Annotated in this window: 18 protein-coding genes and 1 pseudogene; 6 read left to right on the forward strand and 13 right to left on the reverse strand. The window is 72.0% G+C overall.

The genetic code is table 11. From position 1 onward, the window contains the following. Positions 1 to 12: 12 nt before the first annotated feature. Entirely contained in the window at positions 13 to 468 is a 456-nt protein-coding gene (locus ACWFR4_RS16170) for an NUDIX hydrolase (protein ID WP_453652944.1), read from the reverse strand. A 276-nt stretch (positions 469 to 744) separates the two neighbouring features. On the opposite strand from ACWFR4_RS16170, the gene ACWFR4_RS16175 reads away from it, so the two are divergent. Beyond that, positions 745 to 4,059, forward strand: a complete 3,315-nt coding sequence (locus tag ACWFR4_RS16175) for a S8 family serine peptidase (protein WP_453652946.1) — start codon at positions 745 to 747, stop codon at positions 4,057 to 4,059. 93 nt (positions 4,060 to 4,152) lie between these two features. On the opposite strand, the gene ACWFR4_RS16180 is transcribed toward ACWFR4_RS16175, so the two are convergent. Both ACWFR4_RS16180 and ACWFR4_RS16185 read right to left on the reverse strand, forming a co-directional pair. Beyond that, complete coding sequence (locus tag ACWFR4_RS16180; protein WP_453652948.1) at positions 4,153 to 4,965, reverse strand: hypothetical protein; 813 nt, start codon at positions 4,963 to 4,965, stop codon at positions 4,153 to 4,155. A gap of 1 nt (position 4,966) precedes the next feature. Next, positions 4,967 to 5,488 (reverse strand): sigma-70 family RNA polymerase sigma factor, encoded by a 522-nt coding sequence (locus tag ACWFR4_RS16185; protein ID WP_453466099.1) that lies wholly within the window; start codon positions 5,486 to 5,488, stop codon positions 4,967 to 4,969. A 195-nt stretch (positions 5,489 to 5,683) separates the two neighbouring features. Here ACWFR4_RS16185 and ACWFR4_RS16190 point away from each other — a divergent pair, with 195 nt between their 5' ends. Next, entirely contained in the window at positions 5,684 to 6,700 is a 1,017-nt protein-coding gene (locus ACWFR4_RS16190) for an aspartate-semialdehyde dehydrogenase (RefSeq protein WP_453652950.1), read from the forward strand. A gap of 29 nt (positions 6,701 to 6,729) precedes the next feature. Here the strand turns inward: ACWFR4_RS16190 and ACWFR4_RS16195 are convergent, their stop codons facing one another. Next, entirely contained in the window at positions 6,730 to 7,242 is a 513-nt protein-coding gene (locus tag ACWFR4_RS16195) for a DUF1203 domain-containing protein (RefSeq protein WP_453466097.1), read from the reverse strand. 124 nt (positions 7,243 to 7,366) lie between these two features. Here ACWFR4_RS16195 and pepN point away from each other — a divergent pair, with 124 nt between their 5' ends. Beyond that, positions 7,367 to 9,952 carry an aminopeptidase N gene (gene pepN / locus ACWFR4_RS16200; protein ID WP_453652952.1) on the forward strand — a complete coding sequence of 862 codons (2,586 nt, stop codon included), beginning with the start codon at positions 7,367 to 7,369 and terminating at the stop codon, positions 9,950 to 9,952. A 73-nt stretch (positions 9,953 to 10,025) separates the two neighbouring features. Here pepN and alc read toward each other — a convergent pair whose 3' ends face one another. From alc to ACWFR4_RS16220, 4 genes and pseudogenes are all read right to left on the reverse strand, one after another. After that, positions 10,026 to 11,174, reverse strand: a complete 1,149-nt coding sequence (alc, locus tag ACWFR4_RS16205; protein WP_453652954.1) for an allantoicase — start codon at positions 11,172 to 11,174, stop codon at positions 10,026 to 10,028. 87 nt (positions 11,175 to 11,261) lie between these two features. After that, the gene (locus ACWFR4_RS16210) at positions 11,262 to 12,167 is read right to left on the reverse strand and encodes a LysR family transcriptional regulator (RefSeq protein ID WP_453652956.1); all 906 of its coding nucleotides are present in this window, start codon (positions 12,165 to 12,167) and stop codon (positions 11,262 to 11,264) included. Positions 12,168 to 12,171: 4 nt separating this feature from the next. Continuing rightward, a pseudogene (locus ACWFR4_RS16215) lies at positions 12,172 to 13,136 on the reverse strand (DMT family transporter). 40 nt (positions 13,137 to 13,176) lie between these two features. Further along, positions 13,177 to 14,163 carry an EamA family transporter gene (locus ACWFR4_RS16220; protein WP_453652958.1) on the reverse strand — a complete coding sequence of 329 codons (987 nt, stop codon included), beginning with the start codon at positions 14,161 to 14,163 and terminating at the stop codon, positions 13,177 to 13,179. Positions 14,164 to 14,318: 155 nt separating this feature from the next. Here ACWFR4_RS16220 and ACWFR4_RS16225 point away from each other — a divergent pair, with 155 nt between their 5' ends. After that, a complete protein-coding gene (locus ACWFR4_RS16225) occupies positions 14,319 to 14,819 on the forward strand; it encodes a MarR family winged helix-turn-helix transcriptional regulator (RefSeq protein ID WP_453462146.1) in 501 nt (166 codons plus the stop codon). Positions 14,820 to 14,861: 42 nt separating this feature from the next. Here ACWFR4_RS16225 and ACWFR4_RS16230 read toward each other — a convergent pair whose 3' ends face one another. Continuing rightward, on the reverse strand, positions 14,862 to 16,322 hold the full coding sequence (locus ACWFR4_RS16230) for an FAD-dependent monooxygenase (RefSeq protein WP_453652960.1): 1,461 nt from the start codon (positions 16,320 to 16,322) through the stop codon (positions 14,862 to 14,864). Positions 16,323 to 16,459: 137 nt separating this feature from the next. On the opposite strand from ACWFR4_RS16230, the gene ACWFR4_RS16235 reads away from it, so the two are divergent. Then, the gene (locus ACWFR4_RS16235; RefSeq protein ID WP_453462152.1) at positions 16,460 to 17,032 is read left to right on the forward strand and encodes a TetR/AcrR family transcriptional regulator; all 573 of its coding nucleotides are present in this window, start codon (positions 16,460 to 16,462) and stop codon (positions 17,030 to 17,032) included. A gap of 135 nt (positions 17,033 to 17,167) precedes the next feature. On the opposite strand, the gene ACWFR4_RS16240 is transcribed toward ACWFR4_RS16235, so the two are convergent. The 3 genes from ACWFR4_RS16240 to ACWFR4_RS16250 are packed head-to-tail and all read right to left on the reverse strand — an operon-like array spanning position 17,168 to position 19,773. Beyond that, positions 17,168 to 17,407 (reverse strand): hypothetical protein, encoded by a 240-nt coding sequence (locus tag ACWFR4_RS16240; protein WP_453652962.1) that lies wholly within the window; start codon positions 17,405 to 17,407, stop codon positions 17,168 to 17,170. A gap of 20 nt (positions 17,408 to 17,427) precedes the next feature. Then, entirely contained in the window at positions 17,428 to 19,527 is a 2,100-nt protein-coding gene (gene malQ, locus ACWFR4_RS16245) for a 4-alpha-glucanotransferase (RefSeq protein ID WP_453652964.1), read from the reverse strand. Continuing rightward, positions 19,528 to 19,773 (reverse strand): hypothetical protein, encoded by a 246-nt coding sequence (locus tag ACWFR4_RS16250; protein ID WP_100594170.1) that lies wholly within the window; start codon positions 19,771 to 19,773, stop codon positions 19,528 to 19,530. It lies immediately after the preceding gene. 319 nt (positions 19,774 to 20,092) lie between these two features. On the opposite strand from ACWFR4_RS16250, the gene ACWFR4_RS16255 reads away from it, so the two are divergent. Further along, a complete protein-coding gene (locus ACWFR4_RS16255; RefSeq protein ID WP_453652966.1) occupies positions 20,093 to 23,068 on the forward strand; it encodes a beta-N-acetylglucosaminidase domain-containing protein in 2,976 nt (991 codons plus the stop codon). A 30-nt stretch (positions 23,069 to 23,098) separates the two neighbouring features. Here ACWFR4_RS16255 and ACWFR4_RS16260 read toward each other — a convergent pair whose 3' ends face one another. Then, on the reverse strand, positions 23,099 to 24,160 hold the full coding sequence (locus ACWFR4_RS16260; protein WP_453462160.1) for a mechanosensitive ion channel family protein: 1,062 nt from the start codon (positions 24,158 to 24,160) through the stop codon (positions 23,099 to 23,101). Positions 24,161 to 24,333: the final 173 nt, after the last annotated feature.

Consider the following 24,333-nt stretch of genomic DNA (forward strand, 5'->3'; position numbering starts at 1 on the left):
GTCACTCCGTGTTCACTTTTCGGGGAAGAGGTGGCCCGACGTGGGCCTGTCGCGCCACAGTTCGAGGCCTACGTCGACGAGTTCGACGCGGGCGAGGCGGGGCACCTCGTCGAGGGTGTGCCAGGCGGCCATGTCGGTGGAGCCGTTCACCTCGTGGCGCAGTTTGCCGCCGGTGACACGGCCCTCGTAGACGAGACGCAGGCCGTGGAAGTCGGCGACGGCGCCCAGTTTGCGCGGGTAGCGGCGCAGGACGGAGTGGACGCCGAGCAGGGTGCCGGGCTCGACCGCGTAGCCGGTCTCCTCGTCGAGTTCGCGGATCACGGTGTCGTACGGGTCCTCGCCGTGGTCCATGCCGCCTCCCGGCAGCGTCCAGCGTCTGGTGCCGTCGCCGGCCACCCAGCGGGCGAGCAGCACCCGCCCGTCCCGTACGCAGACTGCGTAGGCCGCGACCCTCAGTTCCCTGTGCACACGGTGACGTTATGCGGTCCGCGGTGGGTCGGGGTGGTGAACGTGCGGGTCGGTGACGCGGCGGGCGGGACTCCTTGCGGGGCGCGTGCGCCGTGCCCAGCCGAGCGCGTTTCCCCGTATACGCCGCTTTGTCCGCGATGACGTATGGCGGAAGTACGCCATGTCCTGATCACGTCACGGGCAACTCTCCCCAAACAGACGTCACTTACGTAAAGCTGACCGGTCATCCGGCACCGAATTCCGGACCCTTTCCGACCTTTACGTACAGGGATGCTGATGACCCTCGATCCCCAGCGCGCACCGATATCCGGAGCGAGACGGGCGGCCCGGCTCGCGGCCGCCGCCGGCCTCGTCGCAGCGCTCACCGCCGCCGGGCCGATACCCCTGGCCTACTCCGCGGACGCGGACACCACCCCGTCGACCGACGCACCCGTCAAGTCGGCCGGTGACAAGCTCGGTTCGTCCGACGCGCAGCTCCTCGACCAGGCCGAGGCGGCCGGCGCGAAGAACGTGACCATGATGGTCGCGACCGCCCCCGGCGCGACCGAGCAGGTCGCGCACCAGCTCGACGCCGTCAAGGGTGGCTCGGTCGGCCGGACCTACGACAAGCTCGGCTACGTACGCGCCACCGTGCCGACCGCCAAGGCGGACGCCGCTATCAAGGCGGCCGAGAAGCTCTCCTCCGTGCAGGGCATCGACCTGCGCCACGAGATCGAGCTCGACGACCCGACTCCGGCCGGCGACACCGCCAAGGGCTCGAAGGCCGCCGAAGGCTCCTACGCCGCGCCCGGCAAGAACACCCCGGCGAGGAACCCGTACAACCCGTCCTTCGAGACGGGCGCCGTCGACTTCGTGAAGGACAACCCGAAGGCCGACGGCCGCGGCGTCACGATCGGCATCCTCGACTCCGGTGTGGACCTCGGTCACCCGGCGCTCCAGAAGACCACCACCGGCGAGCGCAAGATCGTCGACTGGGTCACCTCGACCGACCCGCTCGTCGACGGCGACGCCACCTGGCGCGCGATGATCACCAACGTGAGCGGCCCGACGTTCACGTTCGGCGGCCGGACCTTCAAGGCCGCGGCCGGCTCGTACCAGGTCTCGACGTTCAAGGAGTCCGCCACCACCGGCGGCGACGCCAAGGGCGACCTGAACCGCGACGGCGACACCACCGACTCCTGGGCCGTCCTCTACGACGCCAAGGCCGGCACGGTCACCGTCGACCTCAACAACAACGCCGACTTCACCGACGACACCCCGATGAAGCCGTACAAGGACGGCTACCAGATCGGGTACTTCGGCAAGGACAACCCGGCGACCGACGTCGTCGAGCGGATCCCGTTCGTCGTGGAGATCCGCAAGGACGTCCCGATGGACCCGCTGGGCGGCGACTGGACCGGCAAGAAGGCCGACTTCGTCAACATCGGCGTCATCGAGTCCGAGCACGGCACGCACGTCGCGGGCATCACCTCCGCCAACGGCCTGTTCGGCGGCAAGATGAGCGGCGCGGCGCCCGGCGCGAAGATCGTCTCCTCGCGCGCCTGCACCTGGTCCGGCGGCTGCACCAACGTCGCGCTCACCGAGGGCATGATCGACCTCGTCACCAAGCGCGGCGTCGACATCGTCAACATGTCGATCGGCGGCCTGCCCGCCCTCAACGACGGCAGCAACGCGCGCGCCTTGCTCTACAAGCGCCTCATCGACGACAACGGCGTCCAGCTCGTGATCTCCGCGGGCAACTCGGGCCCCGGCGCGAACACCATCGGCGACCCCGGCCTCGCCGACAAGGTCATCTCCGTCGGCGCGTCCATCTCCAAGGAGACCTGGGCCGCCAACTACGGCTCCGGCGTGGAGAAGTCGTACGCGATGATGCCGTTCTCGTCGCGCGGCCCGCGTGAGGACGGCGGCTTCACGCCGACCATCACCGCGCCCGGCGCCGCGATCAACACGACGCAGACCTGGCTGCCGGGCTCCCCGGTCGCCGAGGCGGGCTACAACCTGCCGGCCGGCTACTCGATGCTCCAGGGCACCTCGATGGCCTCCCCGCAGGCCGCGGGCGCCTCGGCCCTGCTGCTCTCCGCCGCCAAGCAGAATCACATCGCGCTCACCCCGGCGAAGCTGCGCACGGCGCTCACCTCGACCGCGAAGCACATCAGCCGTGAGCAGGCGTACGCCGAGGGCTCCGGCCTCATCGACATCGTCGACGCGTGGAAGTCCATCAAGCGCGGCGCGGACGCCCACACCTACACGGTGAAGGCCCCGGTCGACACCGCGATCGACTACGCGCTCCAGGACCCGGGCTTCGGCACCGGCATCTACGACCGCGAGGGCGGTCTCAAGGCCGGCCAGAAGAAGACCTACGACGTCACCGTCACGCGTACGTCGGGCCCGGACCGTGCGGTCCGCCACGAGCTGTCCCTCAAGAACAACTCGGGCTCCACGTTCCGCATCCTCGGCGACGACACCGTCTCGCTGCCGCTGAACAAGCCGGTCACCGTCAAGGTGCAGGCCGCGCCGAAGAGCGCCGGTCTGCGGAGCGCCATCCTGGACGTGGACGACCCGCGCACCGAGGGCGTCGACCAGCAGGTCATGGCGACCGTCGTCGTCGCGACGCCGCTCGCGAAGCCGTCGTACACCTTCTCGGACTCCGGCTCCGTGCAGCGCAACAGCACGAAGTCGTACTTCCTGACGGTCCCCGAGGGCGCGAAGTCCCTCGAGGTCGCGATGAGCGGTCTGAAGGACAAGAGCCAGACCCGCTTCATCTCGATCCACCCGTACGGCGTCCCGGTCGACGACACGTCGACGCCGAGCTGCTACCCGAACTACAACCCGGCCAACGTCTGCCGCCCCGACCTGCGTTCGTACGCGGACCCGCAGGCCGGTGTCTGGGAGATCGAGGTCGAGGCGCGCCGTACGTCGCCGCAGCTCGACAACCCGTACAAGCTGGACGTCGCCGTGCTCGGCGCGGCCTTCGACCCGGCCGTGCAGACCGTCCCCGAGGCCAAGGTCGGCACCCCGGCCGCCGTCTCCTGGAAGGTGACGAACAAGTTCGCCGCGCTCGACGGCAAGCTGAAGGGCGGCCCGCTCGGCTCGTCCAAGACCGCGCGTCCGTCCCTCAAGGAGGGTGAGACGCAGACCTCCACGGTCGTCGTCCCCGCGGGCGCCGACCGTCTGGACGTCGCCATCGGCGGCGTCTCCGACAACTCCGCCGACCTGGACCTGACGGTCTACGACCAGGACGGCAACGTGGTCGGGCAGTCCGCCGACGGCGACTCCGAGGAGGCCGTCAGCATCAGCAAGCCGGCCGCCGGCACGTACACGGTCGAGGTCGTGGGCTACTCCGTCCCGTCCGGTTCGACGGAGTACGACTACCGCGACGTGTTCTTCTCCCCGACGCTCGGCCAGGTCAAGGTCGACGAGGCGAAGTCCGTGAAGCTCGGCAACGGTGAGTCGACCCAGGTCACCGCCGAGGTCGTCGCCGCGGCGGCCGCGCCGGAGGGCCGCGAGTTCTTCGGCGAGGTGCAGCTCCTGAACGGGCGCGGCACGGTCGCCGGGCTCGGCAGCGTGAAGATCGAGAAGGTCACGCCGTAACGGTGACCCGGTAGTCCGGTAACGGCGGGGGCGGGCGTCCTGAGAGGCGCCCGCCCTTTGCCGTTCCCTTCGCCGTCCCGTCGGTACTAGCCGTCACGCGCCCGGGCCGGGGGCCTTCGAGCACTTCAGGGCGCGGGAGCCGGGCAGCGCGTTGACGACCATGTCGCGCAGGGACGCGCGGTCCTTGGCCTTCGTGGCCCAGTTGTCCGGGAACTCCTCGCCCTTGGGAATGCTGATCAGCGTGCGGTCGCCCGGCTTCAGGCGCGGGTCGACGTCGTGGTCCATCCGGAAGGTGACCTTCTCCGGTCCCTCGGCGGGCTTGTAGTAGCGGGTCGCGGTGAGCGTGATCGTGTCGCGCTGCGCGCCGGGCACGGGCTCGACCCGGACGACGGTGCCCTCGACGATGAGCCGCGAGCACGCCACGAAGCCCTCCGGGGTGACTTCCCCGCTCTCCCCGCCGCCCTTGCCCTTGGCGCCGGCCTTGGCGTCGCTCGCGGACTTGTCGCTCGCGGATTCGCTCACCCCGGCGCCCCCGTCGACCGCGAGCCACGCGAGCCCGCCCAGCATCCCCGCGGCGCACACCGCGGCGAGCGTCTTGAACGCGACGACGAGGGGCCGGGGGCGCGGCCGCGTCGGAAACACGGACACGGGCACGAGCGGCTTCACCGACGCGGACCCGGGAGCCGGACCGGGCCCGGGAGCCGGCACAAACTCCGGTGCCGGTGGCGACTCCGGCTTCGCCCGCGCGGCGAGCGCGTCCCCGATCCCCCGCACCTGCTCCGCGAGCAGCGCGACATCGGCCTCCGCCGCCGCGTGCGCGGTCACCGCCTCGGGGTCGGCCGCGTCCTCCTGGGCCAGCGGCTCCCCGGTGAGCGCAAGCATCAGCGCGCGGTCCTCGTGCTCCATGTCACACCACCTCCCCTTCGCGCAGCCGCACCCGCAGCATCCGTACCGCCGTGTGCAGCCTGCTCTTGACCGTGCCCTCCGGGATGCCCAGCTCGTCGGCTATCGCCCGCACCGGGAGATCCGCGTAGAAGCGCAGCACGACGACCTGGCGCTGGGTGTCCGGCAGCTCGTCCAGGCCCTGCGCCACCGCCAGCGACAGGACGCGCGACTCGGCGCCGTCCTGCGCGGGCTGTTCCTGACGCAGCGAGGCGAGGCGCTCGCCGAGCCGTTCCTGGCGGCGGCGCGCCCGGTGCCAGTCCATCGCCAGGTTCGAGGCGACGACGGCGGCCCACGCCGACACGTCGCGCGGTGCCTCGTCGCCCCGCGCGGCCCGTTCCAGCAGCCGCAGCCGCACCTGCTGCACGCCGTCCTGAAGGTCGCCGTGCGGTACCCCGCCCAGCGACAGGACGGCCCGCACCCGGTCCTCCTGTACGGCATCCAGCGGATCGGCCGCCTCCGCGCGGCGCGTTCTTCTGCGCAGCAATGCCCCTCCCCTCCCCCTGGCTCTCCCGCGTTTCCCCTAGGACGCCGGCGCAGCCGAAAACGTTCGCACCGTGAGACAGGGATGAATGTGGCGTCCCGCACCTCGGACAATGGATTGGACAAGGCCGCCGGGGACAGACGCATCATGGAGCGGCACCCCCGCTGTTCTGTTCGTGTACGTACGGAGGAAAACCCTGTGAAGGTCGGAATCGTCGGAGCCACCGGTCAGGTCGGCACGGTCGTGCGCAAGATCCTCGTCGAGCGGGACTTCCCGGTCGACGAGCTGCGCCTGTTCGCCTCGGCCCGCTCGGCCGGGACGGTCACCGACGGTGTGACGGTGGAGGACGCCTCGACGGCCGACTACACGGGCCTCGACATCGTCATCTTCTCCGCAGGTGGCAGCACCTCCAAGGCGCTCGCCGAGAAGGTCGCGGCCCAGGGCGCCGTCGTGATCGACAACTCGTCGGCCTGGCGCAAGGACCCCGAGGTCCCGCTGGTCGTCTCCGAGGTCAACCCGCACGCGATCGCGAACCGCCCCAAGGGCATCATCGCCAACCCGAACTGCACGACGATGGCCGCGATGCCGGTCCTGCGTCCGCTGCACGAGGAGGCCGGCCTCGAAGCGCTGGTCGTCGCCACCTACCAGGCGGTCTCCGGCTCCGGCCTCGCGGGCGTCGCCGAGCTGCACGGCCAGGCGCAGAAGGTCGTCGCCGAGGCGGACAAGCTCACGCACGACGGCTCCGCCGTCGAGTTCCCCGAGCCCCAGGTCTACAAGCGCCCCATCGCCTTCAACGTGCTGCCGCTGGCCGGCGCCATCGTCGACGACGGTCTGAACGAGACGGACGAGGAGCAGAAGCTCCGCAACGAGTCCCGCAAGATCCTCGAGATCCCGGGCCTCAAGGTCTCCGGCACCTGCGTGCGCGTGCCGGTCTTCTCGGGCCACTCGCTCCAGATCAACGCCCGCTTCGCCCGTCCGCTCTCCGTCGAACGCGCCACGGAGCTCCTGTCCGGCGCCCCCGGCGTCGAGCTCTCCGACATCCCGACGCCGCTCCAGGCCGCGGGCCAGGACGCCTCGTACGTGGGCCGCATCCGCGGTGACGAGACCGTGGAGAACGGTCTGTCGCTGTTCGTCTCGAACGACAACCTCCGCAAGGGCGCCGCGCTGAACGCGGTGCAGATCGCGGAGCTGGTGGCGGCCGAGCTCAAGGGCTGACGCCCGCCCGCTGCCGACGCGCGGCGGTTCTACCGCGGCCTGCGCACCTCGAACTGGAAGCAGCCGTACTCCAGGGCCCGCACGTGGACGAGCGCCACGTGCGGGTCGCCGAACGCCTCGGCGAACGCCGCGTCGAAGCCGGCCGTCGCGTCCTCGGGGATCTCCAGGAGGCGCCCGCCGACGATGTGTCCCTCGGCGTTGTAGCGGCGCACGGTGCGCAGGGCGCCGGGCCGGTCGAAGGGGTAGCCGCCGGCGTCCGCCGCCGGTCCCCCGCAGTCGTCGGCGTGGATGAAGACCGGGCCCTGTTCGTCGTAGGCGCCCGGGTGCGCGCCCGTGGTCGCGCTCCAGCGCCGCAGCGGCGCGTACGAGACGAGCGCGATCCGCTCGCCGGGCTCGACGGAGCGCAGACAGCAGCGCAGCGGGGACCCGACGGCCGCGTCGTCGGTGGCGGTGAACGCGACGCAGGGGCGGCCCGCGTCGTCGGTGTCCCGCAGCTCCTTGAGGGTGGCCGGTGCGATGGGCTGTGCGGTGTACGTGGTCATGTACTCCAGGCTCGTCCCGCGCGCGCGGGTTCACCGGCGGAAAACGGACATCGCACTCTCCGCTTCCCTCGTGGAAGGATGACCGGAACGTCACAAACGTAGACCGGATCTAGGAGATGACCGCGTGCCTGGCACCAATCTGACCCGTGAAGAGGCGCAGCAGCGGGCGAAACTGCTCGATGTCGAGTCGTACGAGATCGAGCTGGACCTCTCGGGAGCGCAGGAGGGCGGCACCTACCGGTCCGTGACCAGCGTGCGGTTCGAGAGCGCCGAGGCGGGCGCTCACACGTTCATCGACCTGGTCGCCCCGGCGGTCCACGAGGTCGTCCTGAACGGGCATTCGCTCGATGTCGCCGCCGTGTTCCGCGACTCGCGGATCGAGCTCAAGCACCTGGAGGCGGGGCCGAACGAGCTGCGGGTCGTCGCCGACTGCGCGTACACCAACACGGGTGAGGGGCTGCACCGCTTCGTCGACCCGGTCGACCAGCAGGCCTATCTGTACACGCAGTTCGAGGTGCCGGACGCGCGCCGCGTCTTCGCCTCCTTCGAGCAGCCGGACCTCAAGGCGACCTTCCAGTTCACCGTGAAGGCGCCGACGGGCTGGACGGTCATCTCCAACTCCCCGTCCCCGGAGCCGAAGGATGACGTCTGGCACTTCGAGCCGACGCCGCGCATCTCCACGTACATCACGGCCCTGATCGTCGGCCCGTACCACTCGGTGCACTCCTCGTACGAGGGCGCGAACGGGCAGTCCGTGCCGCTCGGCATCTACTGCCGGCCCTCGCTCGCCGAGTTCCTCGACTCGGACGCGATCTTCGAGGTCACGCGGCAGGGCTTCGACTGGTTCCAGGAGAAGTTCGACTACGCGTACCCGTTCGCCAAGTACGACCAGCTCTTCGTGCCGGAGTTCAACGCGGGCGCGATGGAGAACGCGGGCGCGGTCACCATCCGCGACCAGTACGTGTTCCGTTCGAAGGTGACGGACGCGGCGTACGAGGTGCGTGCGGAGACGATCCTGCACGAGCTGGCCCACATGTGGTTCGGCGACCTCGTGACGATGGAGTGGTGGAACGACCTCTGGCTGAACGAGTCGTTCGCCACGTACACGTCCATCGCCTGCCAGGCGTACGCCCCCGGCAGCCGCTGGCCGCACTCGTGGACGACGTTCGCCAACTCCATGAAGACGTGGGCGTACCGGCAGGACCAGCTGCCCTCGACGCACCCGATCATGGCCGAGATCCGCGACCTCGACGACGTCCTCGTCAACTTCGACGGCATCACGTACGCCAAGGGCGCCAGCGTCCTCAAGCAGCTCGTCGCGTATGTCGGCATGGACGAGTTCTTCCAGGGCGTGCAGGCGTACTTCAAGCGCCACGCGTACGGGAACACGCGCCTGTCCGACCTCCTCGGCGCGCTGGAGGAGACCAGCGGGCGCGACCTGACGGCGTGGGCGAAGGCCTGGCTCCAGACGGCCGGCATCAACGTCCTGCGCCCGGAGATCGAGACGGACGCGAACGGCGTCATCACGTCCTTCGCCATCCGGCAGGAGGCGCCCGCGCTCCCCGTCGGCGCCAAGGGTGAGCCGACACTGCGCCCGCACCGCATCGCGATCGGCCTGTACGACCTGTCCGCTCCGGACACCGACACCGCGAGCGGCAAGCTCGTGCGCGTCGACCGCATCGAGCTGGACGTCACGGCCACCGAGCTGACCCAGGTCCCGCAGCTCGTCGGCAAGGGCCGCCCGGCGGTGATCCTCCTCAACGACGACGACCTGTCGTACGCGAAGGTCCGCCTGGACGAGAAGTCGCTCGCGTTCGTCACCGAGCACCTCGGCGACTTCGAGTCGTCCCTGCCGCGCGCCCTGTGCTGGGCGTCGGCCTGGGACATGACACGCGACGCCGAACTGCCCACCAGCGCCTACCTGGAGCTGGTCCTGTCGGGCATCGGCAAGGAGTCGGACATCGGCGTCGTGCAGTCCCTGCACCGTCAGGTGAAGCTGGCCATCGACCTGTACGCGGCCCCCGTGGGACGCGACGCGGCGCTGGCGACGTGGACCGAGGCGACGCTGGCGCACCTGCGGGCCGCGGAGGCGGGCAGCGACCACCAGCTGGCGTGGGCCCGCGCGTTCGCGGCGACGGCCCGCACCCCGGAGCAGCTCGACCTGCTCGAGGCGCTCCTCGAAGGCACGCAGACCATCGAGGGCCTGGCCGTCGACACGGAGCTGCGCTGGGCGTTCGTGGAGCGGCTCGCGGCGGTCGGCCGCTACGACGAGCCGGAGATCACGGCGGAGTACGAGCGGGACCGGACCGCGGCGGGCGAGCGCCACGCTGCGACGGCCCGCGCGGCGCGCCCCGTCGCCGAGGCGAAGGCGGAGGCCTGGGCGTCGGTCGTCGAGTCCGACAAGCTCCCGAACGCGATCCAGGAAGCGGTCATCGCTGGGTTCGTCCAGACCGACCAGCGCGACCTGCTCGCGCCTTACACGGAGAAGTACTTCGCCGCGGTCAAGGACGTCTGGGAGTCCCGCTCCCACGAGATGGCCCAGCAGGTGGCGATCGGCCTCTACCCGGCGATCCAGGTCTCGCAGCCCACCCTGGACGCAACGGACACCTGGCTCAGCGCAGCCGAACCGAACGCGGCCCTGCGCCGTCTGGTCTCGGAATCCCGAGCGGGCGTGGAGCGCGCGCTGCGGGCGCAGGCGGCCGACGCGTAGCACTCGCAGGCACAGCGCAAGGCGCCCGGCACCGGATTCCTCCGGTGCCGGGCGCTTTCGCGTGTGCGAGCGCTCAGCCGTTCAACTCGGCGTAACGGGTGCGCAGTTGGTCGCGGCCCGTTTCCGTGAGGGAGCCGTGCAGACGCATGCGGGCGACGCCGCCGTCCGGGAAGGCGTCGAGGCGTACGTGGGTGGCCACGGCCTGGGCGGGGAGTTTGAAGCGGTGGAGGGTGTCGGGCTGGAGGCGGGTGCGGGGGATGATGTCGAACCATTCGCCCGTGTCGCCGTTGCGGCCGCTCAGGGCGATCCAGCCGGCCGAGTTCCCCTTCAGGTACGCCGTGTCGATCTCCACCGCGCGGATCGCGCCCTGCGCGGCGAGGCGGAACCGTACCCAGTCGTTCGTGCCGTGCACCCGGCGCCTGCGGTTCTCCCAGCCGTCGTCCATCTTGCGGGACGTGCCGGGCAGGATGATCTGCGTGGGCGAGGAGTAGAACCTGTCCGACGCGTCCTCGTACGTACCGCCGTTGAGGACGGAGATCAGGTCGAACGTGCCGAGCAGGTCGAGCCACTCGGGGTCGGGGACCACCTCGCCGTGCACGCGCAGGCGGGCCACGCCGCCGTCGGGGTGCTGGCAGAGGCGGAGGTGGGTGTAGCGGCGCTCGGAGGCGATCGTGAAGCCGTTCGCCGCGTGGCCGCGTACCGGGGTCGGTGCGATCAGCTCCTCCCACTTCACGTCGGCGGCGAGCAGCTCCTCGAGGCTCGCGGAGCCCTCCACGCACGCCGCCTGGACGCTGATGCGCTGCGGGTAGTTGCCGCGGAAGTGCGCGGTGTCCACGACGATGCCGCGGATCACGCCTGGCGCGCCGAGCCGGACGATCGCCCAGTCGTGGTCCTCGGGCGCGGGGAAGGGGGAATCGGCGGTGCCGCGGCGGCGGCGGGTCTCCCAGCCGTCCATGATCTTGCCCTTGTGCCCGAAGTGCTCCGGGTCGAACACCGCGGGCTCACGGACGAGGAGGTTCTCGCGCTGGGCGAAGAACTCGTCGTTCGCGGCGATGACTCCTGCGCCCAGGCGCCGGTCGGCGAGGTCCACCAGCTCCGCGTAGCTCTCGGTGTCGCCGAAGTGGCGGTAGTCGGCGTACGGGTCGCCGCCGGAGTAGGGGGCGGCGTCGTTGGCGTGGGGGTCCTCGAGGGCTTCGAGCGGCGTGGCGTCAGATGTCGTCATACGTCCACTGTCGGACCGCCGAGCCCTTAGGTCCATCGAAACTTTTCGACATGTACGTTCAGGTGAACTGAACGGTCGGTCCAGGCGTCAGCGCTCCGCCGCGGCGTCCTTCAGGGCCTCCAGCACCCTCGACACCGCCGGCGCCTTCTCCGACCCCCTGCGCACCGCCGCCACCACGTGCCTGACCGGCCGGTCCTCGCCCAGCGCGCACATCACGACGCCCTCCCGGCCCGCCGCCGCCATGCGCGGGACCAGGGCGATACCCATCCCCGCCTCGACCATCGCCAGGATCGCCGTCCAGCCGGACGCGCTGTGCGCCTGCTCCGGCACGAACCCGGCGGCCTCGCACGCGGCCCGCGTGATCTCCGACCAGGGCCCCGAACCGCCGAAGATCCAGTGCTCGCCGGCCAGCTCGGCCAGGCGCGGGCCCGCCGCTCCCGCCAGCGGGTGCCCGGCCGGCAGGGCCACGTCGAGCGGGTCGGCGAGCAGCGGCACCCGCGTGAACTTGGGGTCGCGCGCGGTGGGCGCGTGCGCGGCGAGCGACAGGGCCAGGTCCACGTCACCGGCCAAGAGCAGCTCGTACGCCTCCGCCGCCTCCGCCTCGCGCACCCGGACCGCGATCCCGGGGTGGGCGGTGCGCAGGGCGCGTACGGCGGGCACCACCAGGGCGGGCACGGCGGTGGAGAACGCGGCGACCCGCACCTCCCCGGACTCGCCCTGCAGATACGCGTCCAACTCCGCGTCGGCGCACTCCAGTTGGGCGAACACGGCTTCGGCGTGCCGCAGGACGAGGTGGGCGGCGTCGGTGAGGCGTACGCGCCGCCCGTGCGCCTCCAGGAGTGGCACGCCGAGCTGTTTGGCCAGGTTGGTCAGCTGCTGCGACACGGCCGACGGGGTCATGAGCAGCGCCTGCGCGGTGGCCGTGACCGTCCCCCGGTCCCGCAGGGCCCGCAGGATCGCGAGCTTCTTGATGTCCCAGTCGGTGGTGCGCATGGGGTCAACGTATCCGGGACCCGCTCCGGGTCGCGGAGCCGAGGGCCACCCCCGCCAGGATCAGCGCCATGCAAGCGATCTGCAGCCGGCCCATGGCCTCGCCGAGGACCGCGTACGAGAGCAGGGACACGCACACCGGCTGGAGGTAGTAGACGACTCCGGCGCGGGCCGCGCCGATCTGGGCGATCGCCTTGTTCCAGGCGAAGAACGCGACGGCGGACGACACCACACCCACGTACAGAAGGGGCGAGACGGTCGCCGCCGTCGGCTCGAAGCCGCCCTGGACGGCGAGGCTGACGAGGAACACCGGCAGCAGCATCAGCGCGCCGAGCACGAACGTCGCGAAGAGGAACGCGGGCCCGCCGATCTCCGCCGGCCGGCGCCGCAGCAGCGCGCTGTACGAGCCGAAGCAGACCGCCGCCGCGACCACCCACAGGTCGCCCGCCGTGAAGTCCGGCGCCAGGGAGCCCTTGCCGACCAGGAGCAGCACACCCGCGCACGCCACGACCGTGCCGGTCACCCGGCAGGCCCCGAGCCGCGCGCCGCCGAGGCGTTCGTACGCCGCCATCAGGACCGGCGACGCTGTCATGATCATGCCCATGTTCCGGCGGACGTCGTCATCGCCGCCTGGTTGACGAGCGTGTTGTAGACGGTCACGCCGAGCAGCGCGGCGAGCAGCAGGAAGCGCAGGTGGGCGCGGAGCAGCGCCCGCCGGCGCCAGGCGGAGCGCGCCGCGAACGGCGCCACCGCGGCGATCGCGATGCTCCAGCGCCAGAACGCGTGCTGGATCGGGGGCACGCTGTCGTGCAGCGCACGGGAGGTGACGAAGCTGCCCGACCAGACCACCGTGGCGAGTACCGCGAGCGCGAGGCCGGCGCCGAGCCCGTTGCCCGCGCGGCGCCCTCCCGCCCCTGTCTCCCCCGCTGCGACCTTCTCGGCGCCGGTGGTCGTCCGGTCCAGGACTGCCATCCCGTATCCCCTCCTGAGCTGTGATCTCCCTATGACCCGACTACCGTCGCAGCTCCCCACCCATCAGGTCCATCGAAACTTTCTGGCCTTTCTCTTCAGCAAAACCGAAAGGTTGGGGCTGCGGAGCGGGGGAAGCGGCGGCCCGGGGCGGGCGCTGGCCCAGCAGCGTCGCGCCGAACGCCAGCGCCATGCCCACCAGCTGCACGGGCGTCAGCGCCTGCCCGAGCGCCGCCCAGCCGATCACTGCCGCCGTCAGCGGCGAGAGCGGGCCGAGGAACGTGACCTGCGTCGCGGTCAGGCGGCCGATGCCGCGGAACCACAGCCAGTACGCGACCGCCGTGTTGGCGAGCGCCAGGTACACGTACCCCGCGATGGCCCGGCCGTCCAGCGCCGGGGGCGCGCCCTCGACGAGGAAGGCGAGCGGGGCGATGAGGAGGCCGCCGGCCGTGAGCTGCCAGCCGGTGAGCGCCAGGGGGCCCACCCCTTCCGGGCGGCCCCACCGCTTGGTGAGGACCGTTCCCGTCGACATCGACGCAGTGGAGGCCAGCGCCGCCAGCGCGCCGACCGGGTCGAGCGCGCCCGCCGCCTTGAGGACGACGAGGCTGACGCCGAGCGCGGCCGCGATGCCGGTCAACAGCGTGCGCCGCGTGGGGCGTTCACCGAGCAGGAGCGTCGCGAGGCCCGCGACGAAGAGGGGGCCGATCGAGCCGACCACCGCCGCCATGCCGCCGGGGAGGCGGTAGGCGGAGAGGAAGAGGAGAGGGAAGAACGCGCCGATGTTCAGCGCGCCGAGGACCAGGGACTTCCACCACCAGGCGCCGCGCGGCAGCGTGCGCGCCAGCGCCAGCAGGAGGAGGCCCGCGGGCAGCGCCCGCATCAGACCGGTGAACAGCGGGCGGTCGGGTGGCAGGAACTCCGTGGTGACCGCGTAGGTCGAGCCCCAGGAGATCGGGGCCAGCGCGGTCAGTGCGATCACGGCGCCGTTGCGCTTGTTCGCCTTCTCAACGCTGTGCTTGTTCGTCTTCATCGGGCGCCCCCCGCGGTGAAATGGGTTGGAGAGAAGTAGCTTCGCAGCAAGTAGCTTAGTCGTAAGCTACTTGCAGTCAAGCCACTTCCTCCAAAGTTACTTTCCGCCGAGCTACTTTCTTGCGACCGACCGAACCCGGGTCGCATACTCGCCCCATGAGCAGCAGCAAGGACGCCGTCGACGCGATCATCGACCAGTGGGCCGAGGTCAGGCCCGACCTCGACACCACGGCGATGGAGGTCTTCGGCCGGGTCTACCGGATCTCGCGCGCGATGGGCGACCGCATCGACAAGACGTACGCGCGCTACGGCATCGCGCGGGGCGAGTTCGACGTCCTCGCCACGCTGCGCCGCTCCGGCGACCCGTTCACACTCTCGCCGCGTCAGCTCTCGGCGACGCTGATGCTGACGACCGGCGGCATGACCGGGCGGCTCGACAAACTGGAGCGGCGCGGGCTGCTGCGCCGCTCGCCCGACCCGCACGACCGCCGCGGCCTCCAGGTGACGCTCACCGACGAGGGCCGTGCGCTGGTCGACGAGGCGGTCGGTGCCGGACTCGCCGTGCAGACCGAGGCGCTCGCCTCGCTCGACAAGGAGCAGGCCGGCCAACTCGCCGACCTGCTGCGTCAGTTGATGGTGGGCACGCAGCCCTCCTGATACCGGACCGAACCCCCGGACGCCCCGGTCCCGGCCGGCCGTCTACGCCCGGAACGAGTACGAGTCGATGCTGTCCGGGATACCGGCGGAGATGACGCCCCCGCCCGCCGGCTCGCCGTCCGACGCCCAGGCGACGTAGCCGTCGGGGCGCACCAGGAGTGACGCGCGGCGGTCACTGGCCCAGTGCACGACGGCGTAGCGGTCGTCGCCCTTGTCGTGGGCACCCTCGGGGACGATCAGGACGAACATGCCCTGGCGCAGGGCCTCGTAGAGCCGGCCCTCCTTGAGCGTGACGTCGGGGACGCGGGTGCCGACGAGGCGGTGCGCGCCGCGCGGGGCCGGGTAGGCGACGCCGATGCCGGTGAGCTGGCCGACCATCCGGGTGCGCGCGGGGCGGACGCGGCCGAGGAACGCGGTGAGGACCGCGCGGGCCGCGAGGGTCCAGGGCCGGTTGGCCATGGCGAGCCTGACGATGCCGCCACTGCTGCGCAGTACGGCCTTCCCGACGGGGTGACGCTCGGCCTCGTAGGTGTCCAACAGGGCCTCCCCCGCACGGCCGTTGACGACCGCGGCGAGCTTCCAGCCGAGGTTGGCGGCGTCCTGGAGTCCGGTGTTCATTCCCTGGCCGCCGGCCGGGGTGTGGACGTGCGCGGCGTCGCCGGCGAGCAGGACGCGGCCGACGCGGTAGGCGGGCGCCTGGCGCTCGTCGCTGTGGAAGCGGGACATCCAGCGGGCCTCGCGCATCCCGTAGTCGCGGCCGAGGGCGCGGCGGGTGACCTCCTTGATCTCGTCGAGGTCGAGCGGCGCGGACTCGGGGACGTTGCGCGCGCGGTTCCAGCCGATGACGCGGAAGTAGCCGTCGCCGAAGGGCGCGATGAAGGCGAAGGCGTCGCCGACGGCGTTGACCGTGAGGACGTTCTCGGGCTCCTCGGCGAGCTTCACGTCGGCGAGGACGACGGAGCGGATGACGGACTTGCCGGGGAAGGGCAGCCCGACGCTCTCGCGTACGGCGCTGCGCATGCCGTCGGCGCCGACGACGTACGCGGCCCGCAACGTCGTCGGCTCGCCCTCCCCTGTGCGGACCTGGAGCGTCACCCCGTCCGCGTCCTGGGTGAGGCCGGTGACCTCGGTCTCGTACGAGAACTTCACGCCCGCGTCGGTGGCGCGCTGCTGGAGGGCGGCCTCGACCTCGTACTGCGGCAGGACCAGGAGGTGCCGGAAGCGGGAGGGGAGGTCGCCCAGGTCGACGGCGAGGCGGCCGAAGAGGCTCAGCCTGTCGAGGGCCCGGCCCTTGGCCTCGATGCCGTCGGCGAGACCGCGGGCGTCGAGCTGCTCCAGGGTGCGGGCGTGCAGGACGAAGGCGCGGGAGAGGTTGCTGATCTTGTGGGAGCGCTTCTCGACGACGGTGACGGGGACGCCCGCGGCGGCGAGGTCGCCGGCGAGGAGCAGGCCGGTGGGTCCGGAGCCGACGACGATCACGGTGCGAGGAGTGGTGCCGTTCATGGTGGCCTCCTGGTGCCTGCAAGCTCAGGTCGGGTGTACCCGGTCACTCATTGCCAACGCTTGTTGGTCAACGTCTGTTGGCAAACTTAGGGGCGCAGCTCTGGACTGTCAACAGGTGTTGGCCTACGTTTGTTGGCATGACAGGAACCACCCAGCAGGCACGCCGCTCGGACGCCACCCGCACCGCGATCCTCGCGGCGGCCCGCGAACGCTTCGCCGCCGACGGGTACGAGCGGGCCACGATCCGCGCCATCGCCAAGGACGCGGCGATCGACCCGTCGATGGTGATGCGCTACTACGGCAACAAGGAGGGGCTCTTCGCCGCGGCGATCGACCTGGACCTGCGGCTGCCCGACCCCGAGGAGATCGCGGTCGACGACATAGGCCGGACCCTCGTGCGGCACTTCCTCGACCTGTGGGAGGAGAACGAGGTGCTCACCGCGCTGCTGCGCGTGGGCGTCACCAATACCGCGGGCGCCGAGCGCATGCAGGACATCTTCAAGAGGCAGACGCTGCCGCTCGCCCTGCGCGTCTGCCCCGACCCCGCCGAGGCCCCGGTGCGGGCCGCGCTCTGCGCGTCACAGGTCCTCGGTCTCGCGCTCACCCGCTACGTTCTGCGCTTCGGCCCCGCCGTCGGGCTCGGCCGCGACGAGATGGTGGAGTGGCTGGCGCCGACCCTCCAGCGCTATCTGACGGCCGAGCGGCCGTAGAACGCCCGGCCGAACGCACGTGGAACGCCCATGGAACACCCCGTAGAACACCCCGGGAAACGCACCGAGGGCGCCCTCGGTGCGCGGTGCACACGAGGACGCCCTCGGCAAAGACGTCAATGAGAGGTGCGGCGGTCAGCCCTGCCTCTGCGGCTTGCGGGACTTGTCACCGACGATCACGAGGCCGGCGATCACCAGGAACAGCACGATCGGCGCAACGACATAGAGGCCAAGGGTCTCGATGACGGTGAGGCCCTTACCGGGGTCGTCGCCGTCGTCGCGCGCCAGCGCGAGCGCGGGGGACGACATGAGCAGCATCATCAGCGTCGTACCGGCAGCCAGGGCGCCGGCGCGCAGGGCGTTCTTCTTGTCCACGGTGCAAACGTAGCGAACACCTAAACGGGCCGCGCGCCCGGGGGTGCCGTACGGGGCAGTCCGGACCGCAGGACCTCGATCAGCGCGTGCGCCCTCGGCGAGGCCGTGAGCTCCTCGAAGGTGACCGGACGGCCGGTGGGATCGGCGATCGGGAGCTGCCAGTTCGGGTACTCGTCCCAGGTCCCCGGCAGGTTCTGCGGGCGCCGGTCGCCGACCGCGTCGGGCAGCCAGACGCCGACCATGCGGGCCGGGGTGAGCAGCAGGAAACGGTGGACGGCGCGGATCTCCTCCTCCTCGCTCGGGCCCTGCCCCCCGCCGCCGGGCAGCAGGCCGAGGCGCGCGAACAAGGCGGTCCACTCGGCGACTTCCGCCGTGGCCTCGGCCTGCTCCCGCGCGAGCGGCCGCCCGAGGAGGCCGAGGCTGTCACGCAGCCGCACATGATCGCCGGTCAGCCGGGCCGCGGTGGACGGCAGATCGTGGGTGGTGGCGGTGGCCACGCAGTCCGTCCGCCACCGCTCCGGCGGCACCGGGCGGCCCGTGCCGTCCCAGTCCCGCTCGAACCACAGCACGGACGTGCCGAGCACCCCGCGCGCGTCCAGGGCCTCTCGGACGCCGGGCTCGACCGTGCCGAGGTCCTCGCCTATCACCAGGGCGTCGGCGCGGTCGGCCTCCAGGGCGAGCACGGCGAGCATCGCCTCCGCGTCGTAGCGGACGTACGCACCCTCGGTCGGCGGCTGCCCGGCCGGCACCCACCACAGCCGGAACAGGCCCATGACGTGGTCGATGCGGACCGCCCCCGCGTGGGCGAGCAGGCCGCGCAGGAGCGCGCGGTACGGGGCGTAGCCGGCGGCGGCGAGCCGGTCGGGACGCCAGGGCGGCAGACCCCAGTCCTGGCCGCGGGAGTTGAAGGCGTCCGGGGGCGCGCCGACGGACATGCCCGCGGCGAAGACGTGCTGCTGGGCCCAGGCGTCGGCGCCCTCCGGGTGTACGCCCACGGCCAGGTCGTGGACGAGTCCGACGGGCATGCCCGCGTCGCGCGCGGAACGCTGGGCGGTGGCCAGTTGGGCGTCGGTGAGCCAGGCGAGGTGGCTGTGGAAGTCGACGCGGTCCATCAACTCGGCGCGGGCTTCCGCGGTTTCGCGCGATCCGGGGTCGCGCAGGGGCTCGGGCCAGGTGTGCCAGTCGGGGCCGTGCCGCTCGGCGAGCGCGCACCAGGTGGCGTGGTGGTCCAGGTCCGCGCCCTGCTCGGCGAGGAAGTCCCAGTAGGCGGCGCGTCGGCCGGGGCCGAGCGGGACGCGCAGGACGTGGTCGAGGGCGCGGCGCTTGAGGTCCCACACGGCGTCGCGGTCGATCAGGGCGCCCTTGTGCAGGACGCCGTCGCGCAGCCGGGCGGCCTCCGTGAGCAGCTCGCGCACGCGGTCGCGGTCGGCGTCGGGCAGATAGGCGTACTCGGGGATGTCCTCGACGCGCAGGTGTACCGGGTCGGGGAAGCGGCGCGACGACGGGCGGTACGGGGAGGGGTCCGAGGGCCCTTCCCCACGGGGTACGGCCGCGTGCAGCGGGTTGACCTGCACGAACCCGGCGCCGGCGGTGCGGCCCGCCCAGGCCGCGAGGTCGGCCAGGTCACCGAGGTCGCCCATGCCCCAGGACTTCGCCGACAGGAGGGAGTAGAGCTGCACGAGCAGCCCGTACGTGCGCTCGCCCGGGGTGCGCACGCGCGGCGGGGCGACGATCAGGTGGGCCTCGGCCGCGGCGCCGTCGGGGGCGGTGGCCCGCAGCCGGTGGACGCCGAGGGGAGCGGACCCGGACGCTCGCCAGCCGTCGACGCGCTCACCCTGCTCGGTGGCCAGCCGGAGCGTCACGCCTTCGGGTAATTCCCGCGCCCAGGCCGGGGCGGGTTCACCGGCCCACAGGACGACCGTCGGGGGCAGCAGCCGCGCCGCGGCCTCCGCCTCGCGCGCGGCCAGCGCGTCCCGTACGGACTCCGGAGTGCGCGCGTCGACACCGAGGGCGGCGAGGACGGCGACGAGCGCGGCGTCCGGGGCCTCGACCGTGCGGCCGGGGGACGGCGAGTAGGACGGGGCGACCCCGTGCAGCGCGGCGAGCCGGGCCAGCGTCACCTAGACCCCCGAGGCGTCCAGGCCCGCGACCGGACCCGAGGGGGTCGGCTCGCTCGTGAGGGGCGCTACGTCGATGAGGGCGGGCTCGCTGGTCAGCGGCTCCGTGTCGGCGAGGGGCGGTTCGCTGGTGAGAGGCAGTTCGGCGCCGAACGCGAACTCGTCCGGCAGCGGCAGGGCGGGGGCGGGCAGGATGACGTCCGCCTGTTTGGACAGGGCCGAGAGCAGAAGGTGCGCCGATGCGGCCATGAAGGCCTCCTTTTCGCGGTTCTTCGCGGGTCTTGTCGTCGATCTTTTCGTGGGTGACGGTCTCGGCAGCTCTACCCAGCGAACGCGGCCGCAGACATGAACGGCCCGACAACGTGTTACTGGTCACATTCTGTTCCATGGGCGGGACTCGGCCGGTGAGCGGCGCGAATTACCCCCTTCCGCCACTCCCGGCCGGGCAATTGCGGCACAACGGCCACTCCCGTTGACACTCCGACCCGGTCAGTGGTGGGCTCGGTTGCCATCCTGGGACACCTATGACCGGTCCCACCACCGACCCGAGACCAACGAGGAGTGAGCCGTGCAGCTCCGGCGTCACAGGAAGGGGGCGGCGGCGATCGCTGCCGCCGTCATCGCCAGTGCGCTCGGGGGGGCCTCCGGAGCGGTGGCGGCCCCTCCCGGGCACCCGCTCTCCACGGGCGACCGGGACAGCGAGACGGAAACACCCGCGGTGTGGCCCCGGCCGCAGTCCCTGCGTACCGCCTCCGGCGCGGAGTCCGTGACCGTGACCGACGAGGTCGTCCTCGTCACCGGCCGGGGCGCCGACCGGCACGCGGTGGACGCGCTGCGCACCGTGCTGCGCGGGGCGGGAGCCCGGCACATCACCGAGGTCGACGACGAGAGCTCCCTGCCCCCGGCTCCCGCACTCGTGGTGCGGATCGGCTCCGCGGCCGCCGGGACCGCGGCCGGTGGCGGCTGGGGAGCGGCCGACGCACGCCCGGGCCGGGGACAGGGCCTGGAGACGGCGCTCGGCGCTCTCGGGGCGTCCGCCCGCAAGGACCTGCCGTCCGGCGGGTACCGGCTCGCCGTCGGGCGGACCGACGGCCGGGACACCGTCGCCATGGAAGGCGTCGGCGACGACGGCCTGTTCCACGCCGTGCAGACGCTCCGGCAGCTGGTGAGCGGGCGCAAGGTCGCCGGGGTCGTCGTGCGCGACTGGCCGGGTACGGCCGTGCGCGGCATGACGGAGGGGTTCTACGGGACCCCGTGGACCCGTGAACAGCGGCTCGACCAGCTGGACTTCATGGGGCGCACCAAGCAGAACCGCTATCTGTACGCGCCGGGCGACGACCTGTACCGGCAGGCGAGGTGGCGCGAGACGTATCCGGCCGCCCAGCGCGCGGACTTCCGGGCGCTTGCCGAGCGGGCGCGCGCCAACCACGTGACGCTGAGCTGGGCCGTGGCGCCCGGGCAGGCGATGTGCATGTCGTCGGACGACGACGTCAGGGCCCTGAACCGCAAGCTGGACGCCATGTGGGCGCTCGGTGTGCGGGCGTTCCAGCTGCAGTTCCAGGACGTGTCGTACAGCGAGTGGCACTGCGAGGCGGACGCGAAGACGTTCGGCTCGGGGCCGAAGGCGGCGGCGCGGGCGCAGGCGCGCGTGGCGAACGCGGTGGCGCGGCACCTCGCCGCGCGGCACCCGGGTGCGGGGCCGCTGTCGCTGATGCCGACCGAGTTCTACCAGGACGGGTCGACGGAGTACCGCGGGGCGCTCGCGGGCCGGCTCGACGACTCCGTCGAGGTGGCGTGGACGGGCGTCGGCGTGGTCCCGCGCACGATCACCGGGCGCGAACTGGCGGGGGCGCGGGCCGCGTTCGGGTCCGCACACGACCTCGTCACGATGGACAACTACCCGGTCAACGACTACGCGCAGGACCGCATCTTCCTCGGGCCGTACACGGGCCGTGAGCCCGCCGTGGCGACGGGTTCGGCGGCGCTGCTCGCCAACGCGATGGAGCAGCCCGCGGCCTCCCGCATCCCGCTGTTCACGACGGCGGACTACGCGTGGAACCCGCGCGACTACCGCCCGCAGGAGTCCTGGAAGGCCGCGATCGACGACCTGGCGGGCGGTGACGCGCCCACCCGTGAGGCGCTCGGCGCGCTGGCGGGCAACGACGCGTCGTCCGTGCTCGGCGAGGACGAGTCCGCGTATCTGAAGCCGGTCGTCTCCGGCTTCTGGGACTCCCGTACGACGCTGGTCACCGACCGCGCGCGGTACGAGGCGGCGGCGAAGAAGCTGCGGGCCGCTTTCACCGTGATGCGGCGGACGCCGGAGCGGCTCGAGTCGACGCCGGTGGACGCCGAAGTGCGGCCCTGGAGCGACCAGTTGGCGCGCTACGGGGAGGCCGGGGAGACGGCCGTCGACATGCTGAATGCGCAGGCCCGCGGTGACGGGGCGGCGGCGTGGCGGGCGGCGCGGCTCCTGGAGGGTCAGCGCGCCGGTCTGGAGTCCCGTCAGGTCACCGTCGGCAAGGGCGTGCTGGACCCGTTCCTCGACCGGGCGCAGAAGGCGTACGCGGCGTGGGCGGGGACCGGTCGCGCCGACGCGACGCGCGACGGAGAGGCGAAGCTGCCGCGGGCGCGGCGGCTCACGGCGGTGACGGTCCTGGCCGACCCCGGCACGCAGGGCACCGTGCAGGTCCATGTGCCGGGCGAGGGCTGGAAGTCCGTGGGCACGCTCACGGACAGCGGGTTCACCGAGCGCAGGCCGAAGGACGTACGGGCGGACGCGATCCGCGTGACCGGCGCCGAGAAGGGCGCCGTGCGCCACGTCGTCCCCTGGTACGCGGACTCCCCCGACGCCTCGTTCGAGCTGGCCCGCACGGAGCTGGACGCGGAGATCGGCGGCGGCGCTCGGCGGGTCACGGCACGCCTGACATCTCAGCGGCCGGGCTCCGTGGAGGGGCGCCTTCGCGCGGAAGGCCCGCACGGCATCAAGGTGGTGCTGCCCGCCCAGGCGACGCTCCCGCGCGGCACGCAGGTGAGCGCCCCGGTCGACATCACCGTCCCGGACGGCACCCCGGCGGGCACGTACGACGTCCCGGTCAGCTTCGCCGGCACGACGCGCACGGTGTCGGTACGGGCGTATCCCCGTACGGCGGGCCCGGACCTGGTCCGCGAGGGCAGGCCCTCGTCCTCGGCCGACGAGACCTCGGACTTCCCGGCGTCCGCCGCCGGCGACGGCGACCCGGAGACCCGCTGGTCGTCGCCCGCCGAGGACGGCGCCTGGTGGCAGGTCGAACTGGCGAAGCCGGTGCGGCTGGGCCAGGTCGTGCTGACCTGGCAGGACGCGTACGCGAAGGGCTACCGGATCCAGACGTCCGCCGACGGGAAGTCGTGGCGCACGGCCGCGACCGTGAAGGACGGCCACGGGGGCCGCGAGTCGGTCCGCATGGACGCCCGCGACACCCGCTTCGTACGGGTCCAGGGAGACAGGCGGGCCACGCAGTACGGCTATTCGCTGTGGTCGGTGGAGGCGTACGCGGTCGCGGAGTGAGGCGAGCGGGCCGGCGTACGCCCGCGGCCGTTACTTCGACAGGTTCGGCGGCGTGATCGGGGACGCCGCGAGGGACTGCGGGGACGTGCTCGACGCGTAGGCGGACGGGGCCGAGACGCCGGCCGTCGGGTCGGCGGTGGCCTCGTCGATGGCCTGCAGGGGCAGTCGGCCCACGATGCGGATCCCGGCCTCGTCGAAGGCCAGCTTGATGCGCCAGCGCAGCTCGCGCTGCACAGTGAGGGACTTGCCGGGCATGGTCTTCGCCGAGACGCCCACGACCATGGAGTCGAGGAGCACGCTGTCCAGGCCGAGGACCTCGACCGGGCCCCACAGCATCTCGTTCCAGGGCTCGTCCTTGCTCATGGCGACGCCGACCTCGGTCAGGGTCTCCTTGACCTTGACCAGGTCCTCGTCCGAGCGGACGGTGACGTCGACACTCGCGGTGGCCCAGCCCTGCGAGAGGTTGCCGATGCGCTTGACCTCGCCGTTGCGGACGTACCAGATCTCGCCGTCGGCGCCCCGCAACTTGGTGACGCGCAGGCCGACCTCGACCACCTCGCCCGAGGCGACGCCCGCGTCGATGCTGTCCCCGACGCCGTACTGGTCCTCGAGGATCATGAAGACGCCGGACAGAAAGTCCGTGACGAGGTTGCGGGCGCCGAAGCCGATCGCCACACCCGCGACGCCCGCCGAGGCGAGCAGCGGGGCCAGATTGATCTGGAACGTGCCGAGGATCATCAGGGCGGCTGTGCCGAGAATCACGAAAGAGGCGACCGAGCGCAGCACGCTGCCGATGGCCTGCGAGCGCTGCCGGCGGCGCTCCACATTGACCAGCAGGCCCCCGAGCGCGGTGCCGTCGACGGCCTGCGCCGTGCGGTTCATGCGCTCGATGAGCTTGGTGATGGCGCGCCGGATGGCCACTCTCAGGACCACGGCGACGACGACGATGAGCAGGATGCGCAGGCCGATACCCAGCCAGGTGGACCAGTTCTGCCCGACCCAGCTGGCGGCGTTGGTGGCCTGCTCCTGGGCGTCCTTGAGTGTGGTCGGGTCCGAGGATGGGTCGGACGCCGACAGGACGGACAAGATCACGGCTGAAACCTCCAGGCATAGCGGCCGCCCGCGAAAGGCGAAGTTACGGGCAGACCCACCACACTAACGGGGCATTGTGTGTGGATCGTTGTCTTGTTCGAGGGAGAGGCCGTCCTCACCTGGGGATGTAGGGGGTGTGGTCGAAAACACTCCCAGCCCGTTACCGGGACATG

Source organism: Streptomyces sp. NPDC055140 (assembly GCF_053607285.1).

Coding starts and splice junctions, on each gene's coding strand:
- ACWFR4_RS16250 (WP_100594170.1), bottom strand. CDS start 19,773: ATGGCCGCATCGGCGCACCTTCTGCTCTCGGCCCTGTCCAAACAGGCG.
- ACWFR4_RS16195 (WP_453466097.1), bottom strand. CDS start 7,242: ATGACCACGTACACCGCACAGCCCATCGCACCGGCCACCCTCAAGGAG.
- ACWFR4_RS16220 (WP_453652958.1), bottom strand. CDS start 14,163: ATGAAGACGAACAAGCACAGCGTTGAGAAGGCGAACAAGCGCAACGGC.
- ACWFR4_RS16210 (WP_453652956.1), bottom strand. CDS start 12,167: ATGCGCACCACCGACTGGGACATCAAGAAGCTCGCGATCCTGCGGGCC.
- ACWFR4_RS16225 (WP_453462146.1), top strand. CDS start 14,319: ATGAGCAGCAGCAAGGACGCCGTCGACGCGATCATCGACCAGTGGGCC.
- ACWFR4_RS16235 (WP_453462152.1), top strand. CDS start 16,460: ATGACAGGAACCACCCAGCAGGCACGCCGCTCGGACGCCACCCGCACC.
- ACWFR4_RS16230 (WP_453652960.1), bottom strand. CDS start 16,322: ATGAACGGCACCACTCCTCGCACCGTGATCGTCGTCGGCTCCGGACCC.
- ACWFR4_RS16175 (WP_453652946.1), top strand. CDS start 745: ATGACCCTCGATCCCCAGCGCGCACCGATATCCGGAGCGAGACGGGCG.
- ACWFR4_RS16180 (WP_453652948.1), bottom strand. CDS start 4,965: ATGGAGCACGAGGACCGCGCGCTGATGCTTGCGCTCACCGGGGAGCCG.
- alc (WP_453652954.1), bottom strand. CDS start 11,174: ATGACGACATCTGACGCCACGCCGCTCGAAGCCCTCGAGGACCCCCAC.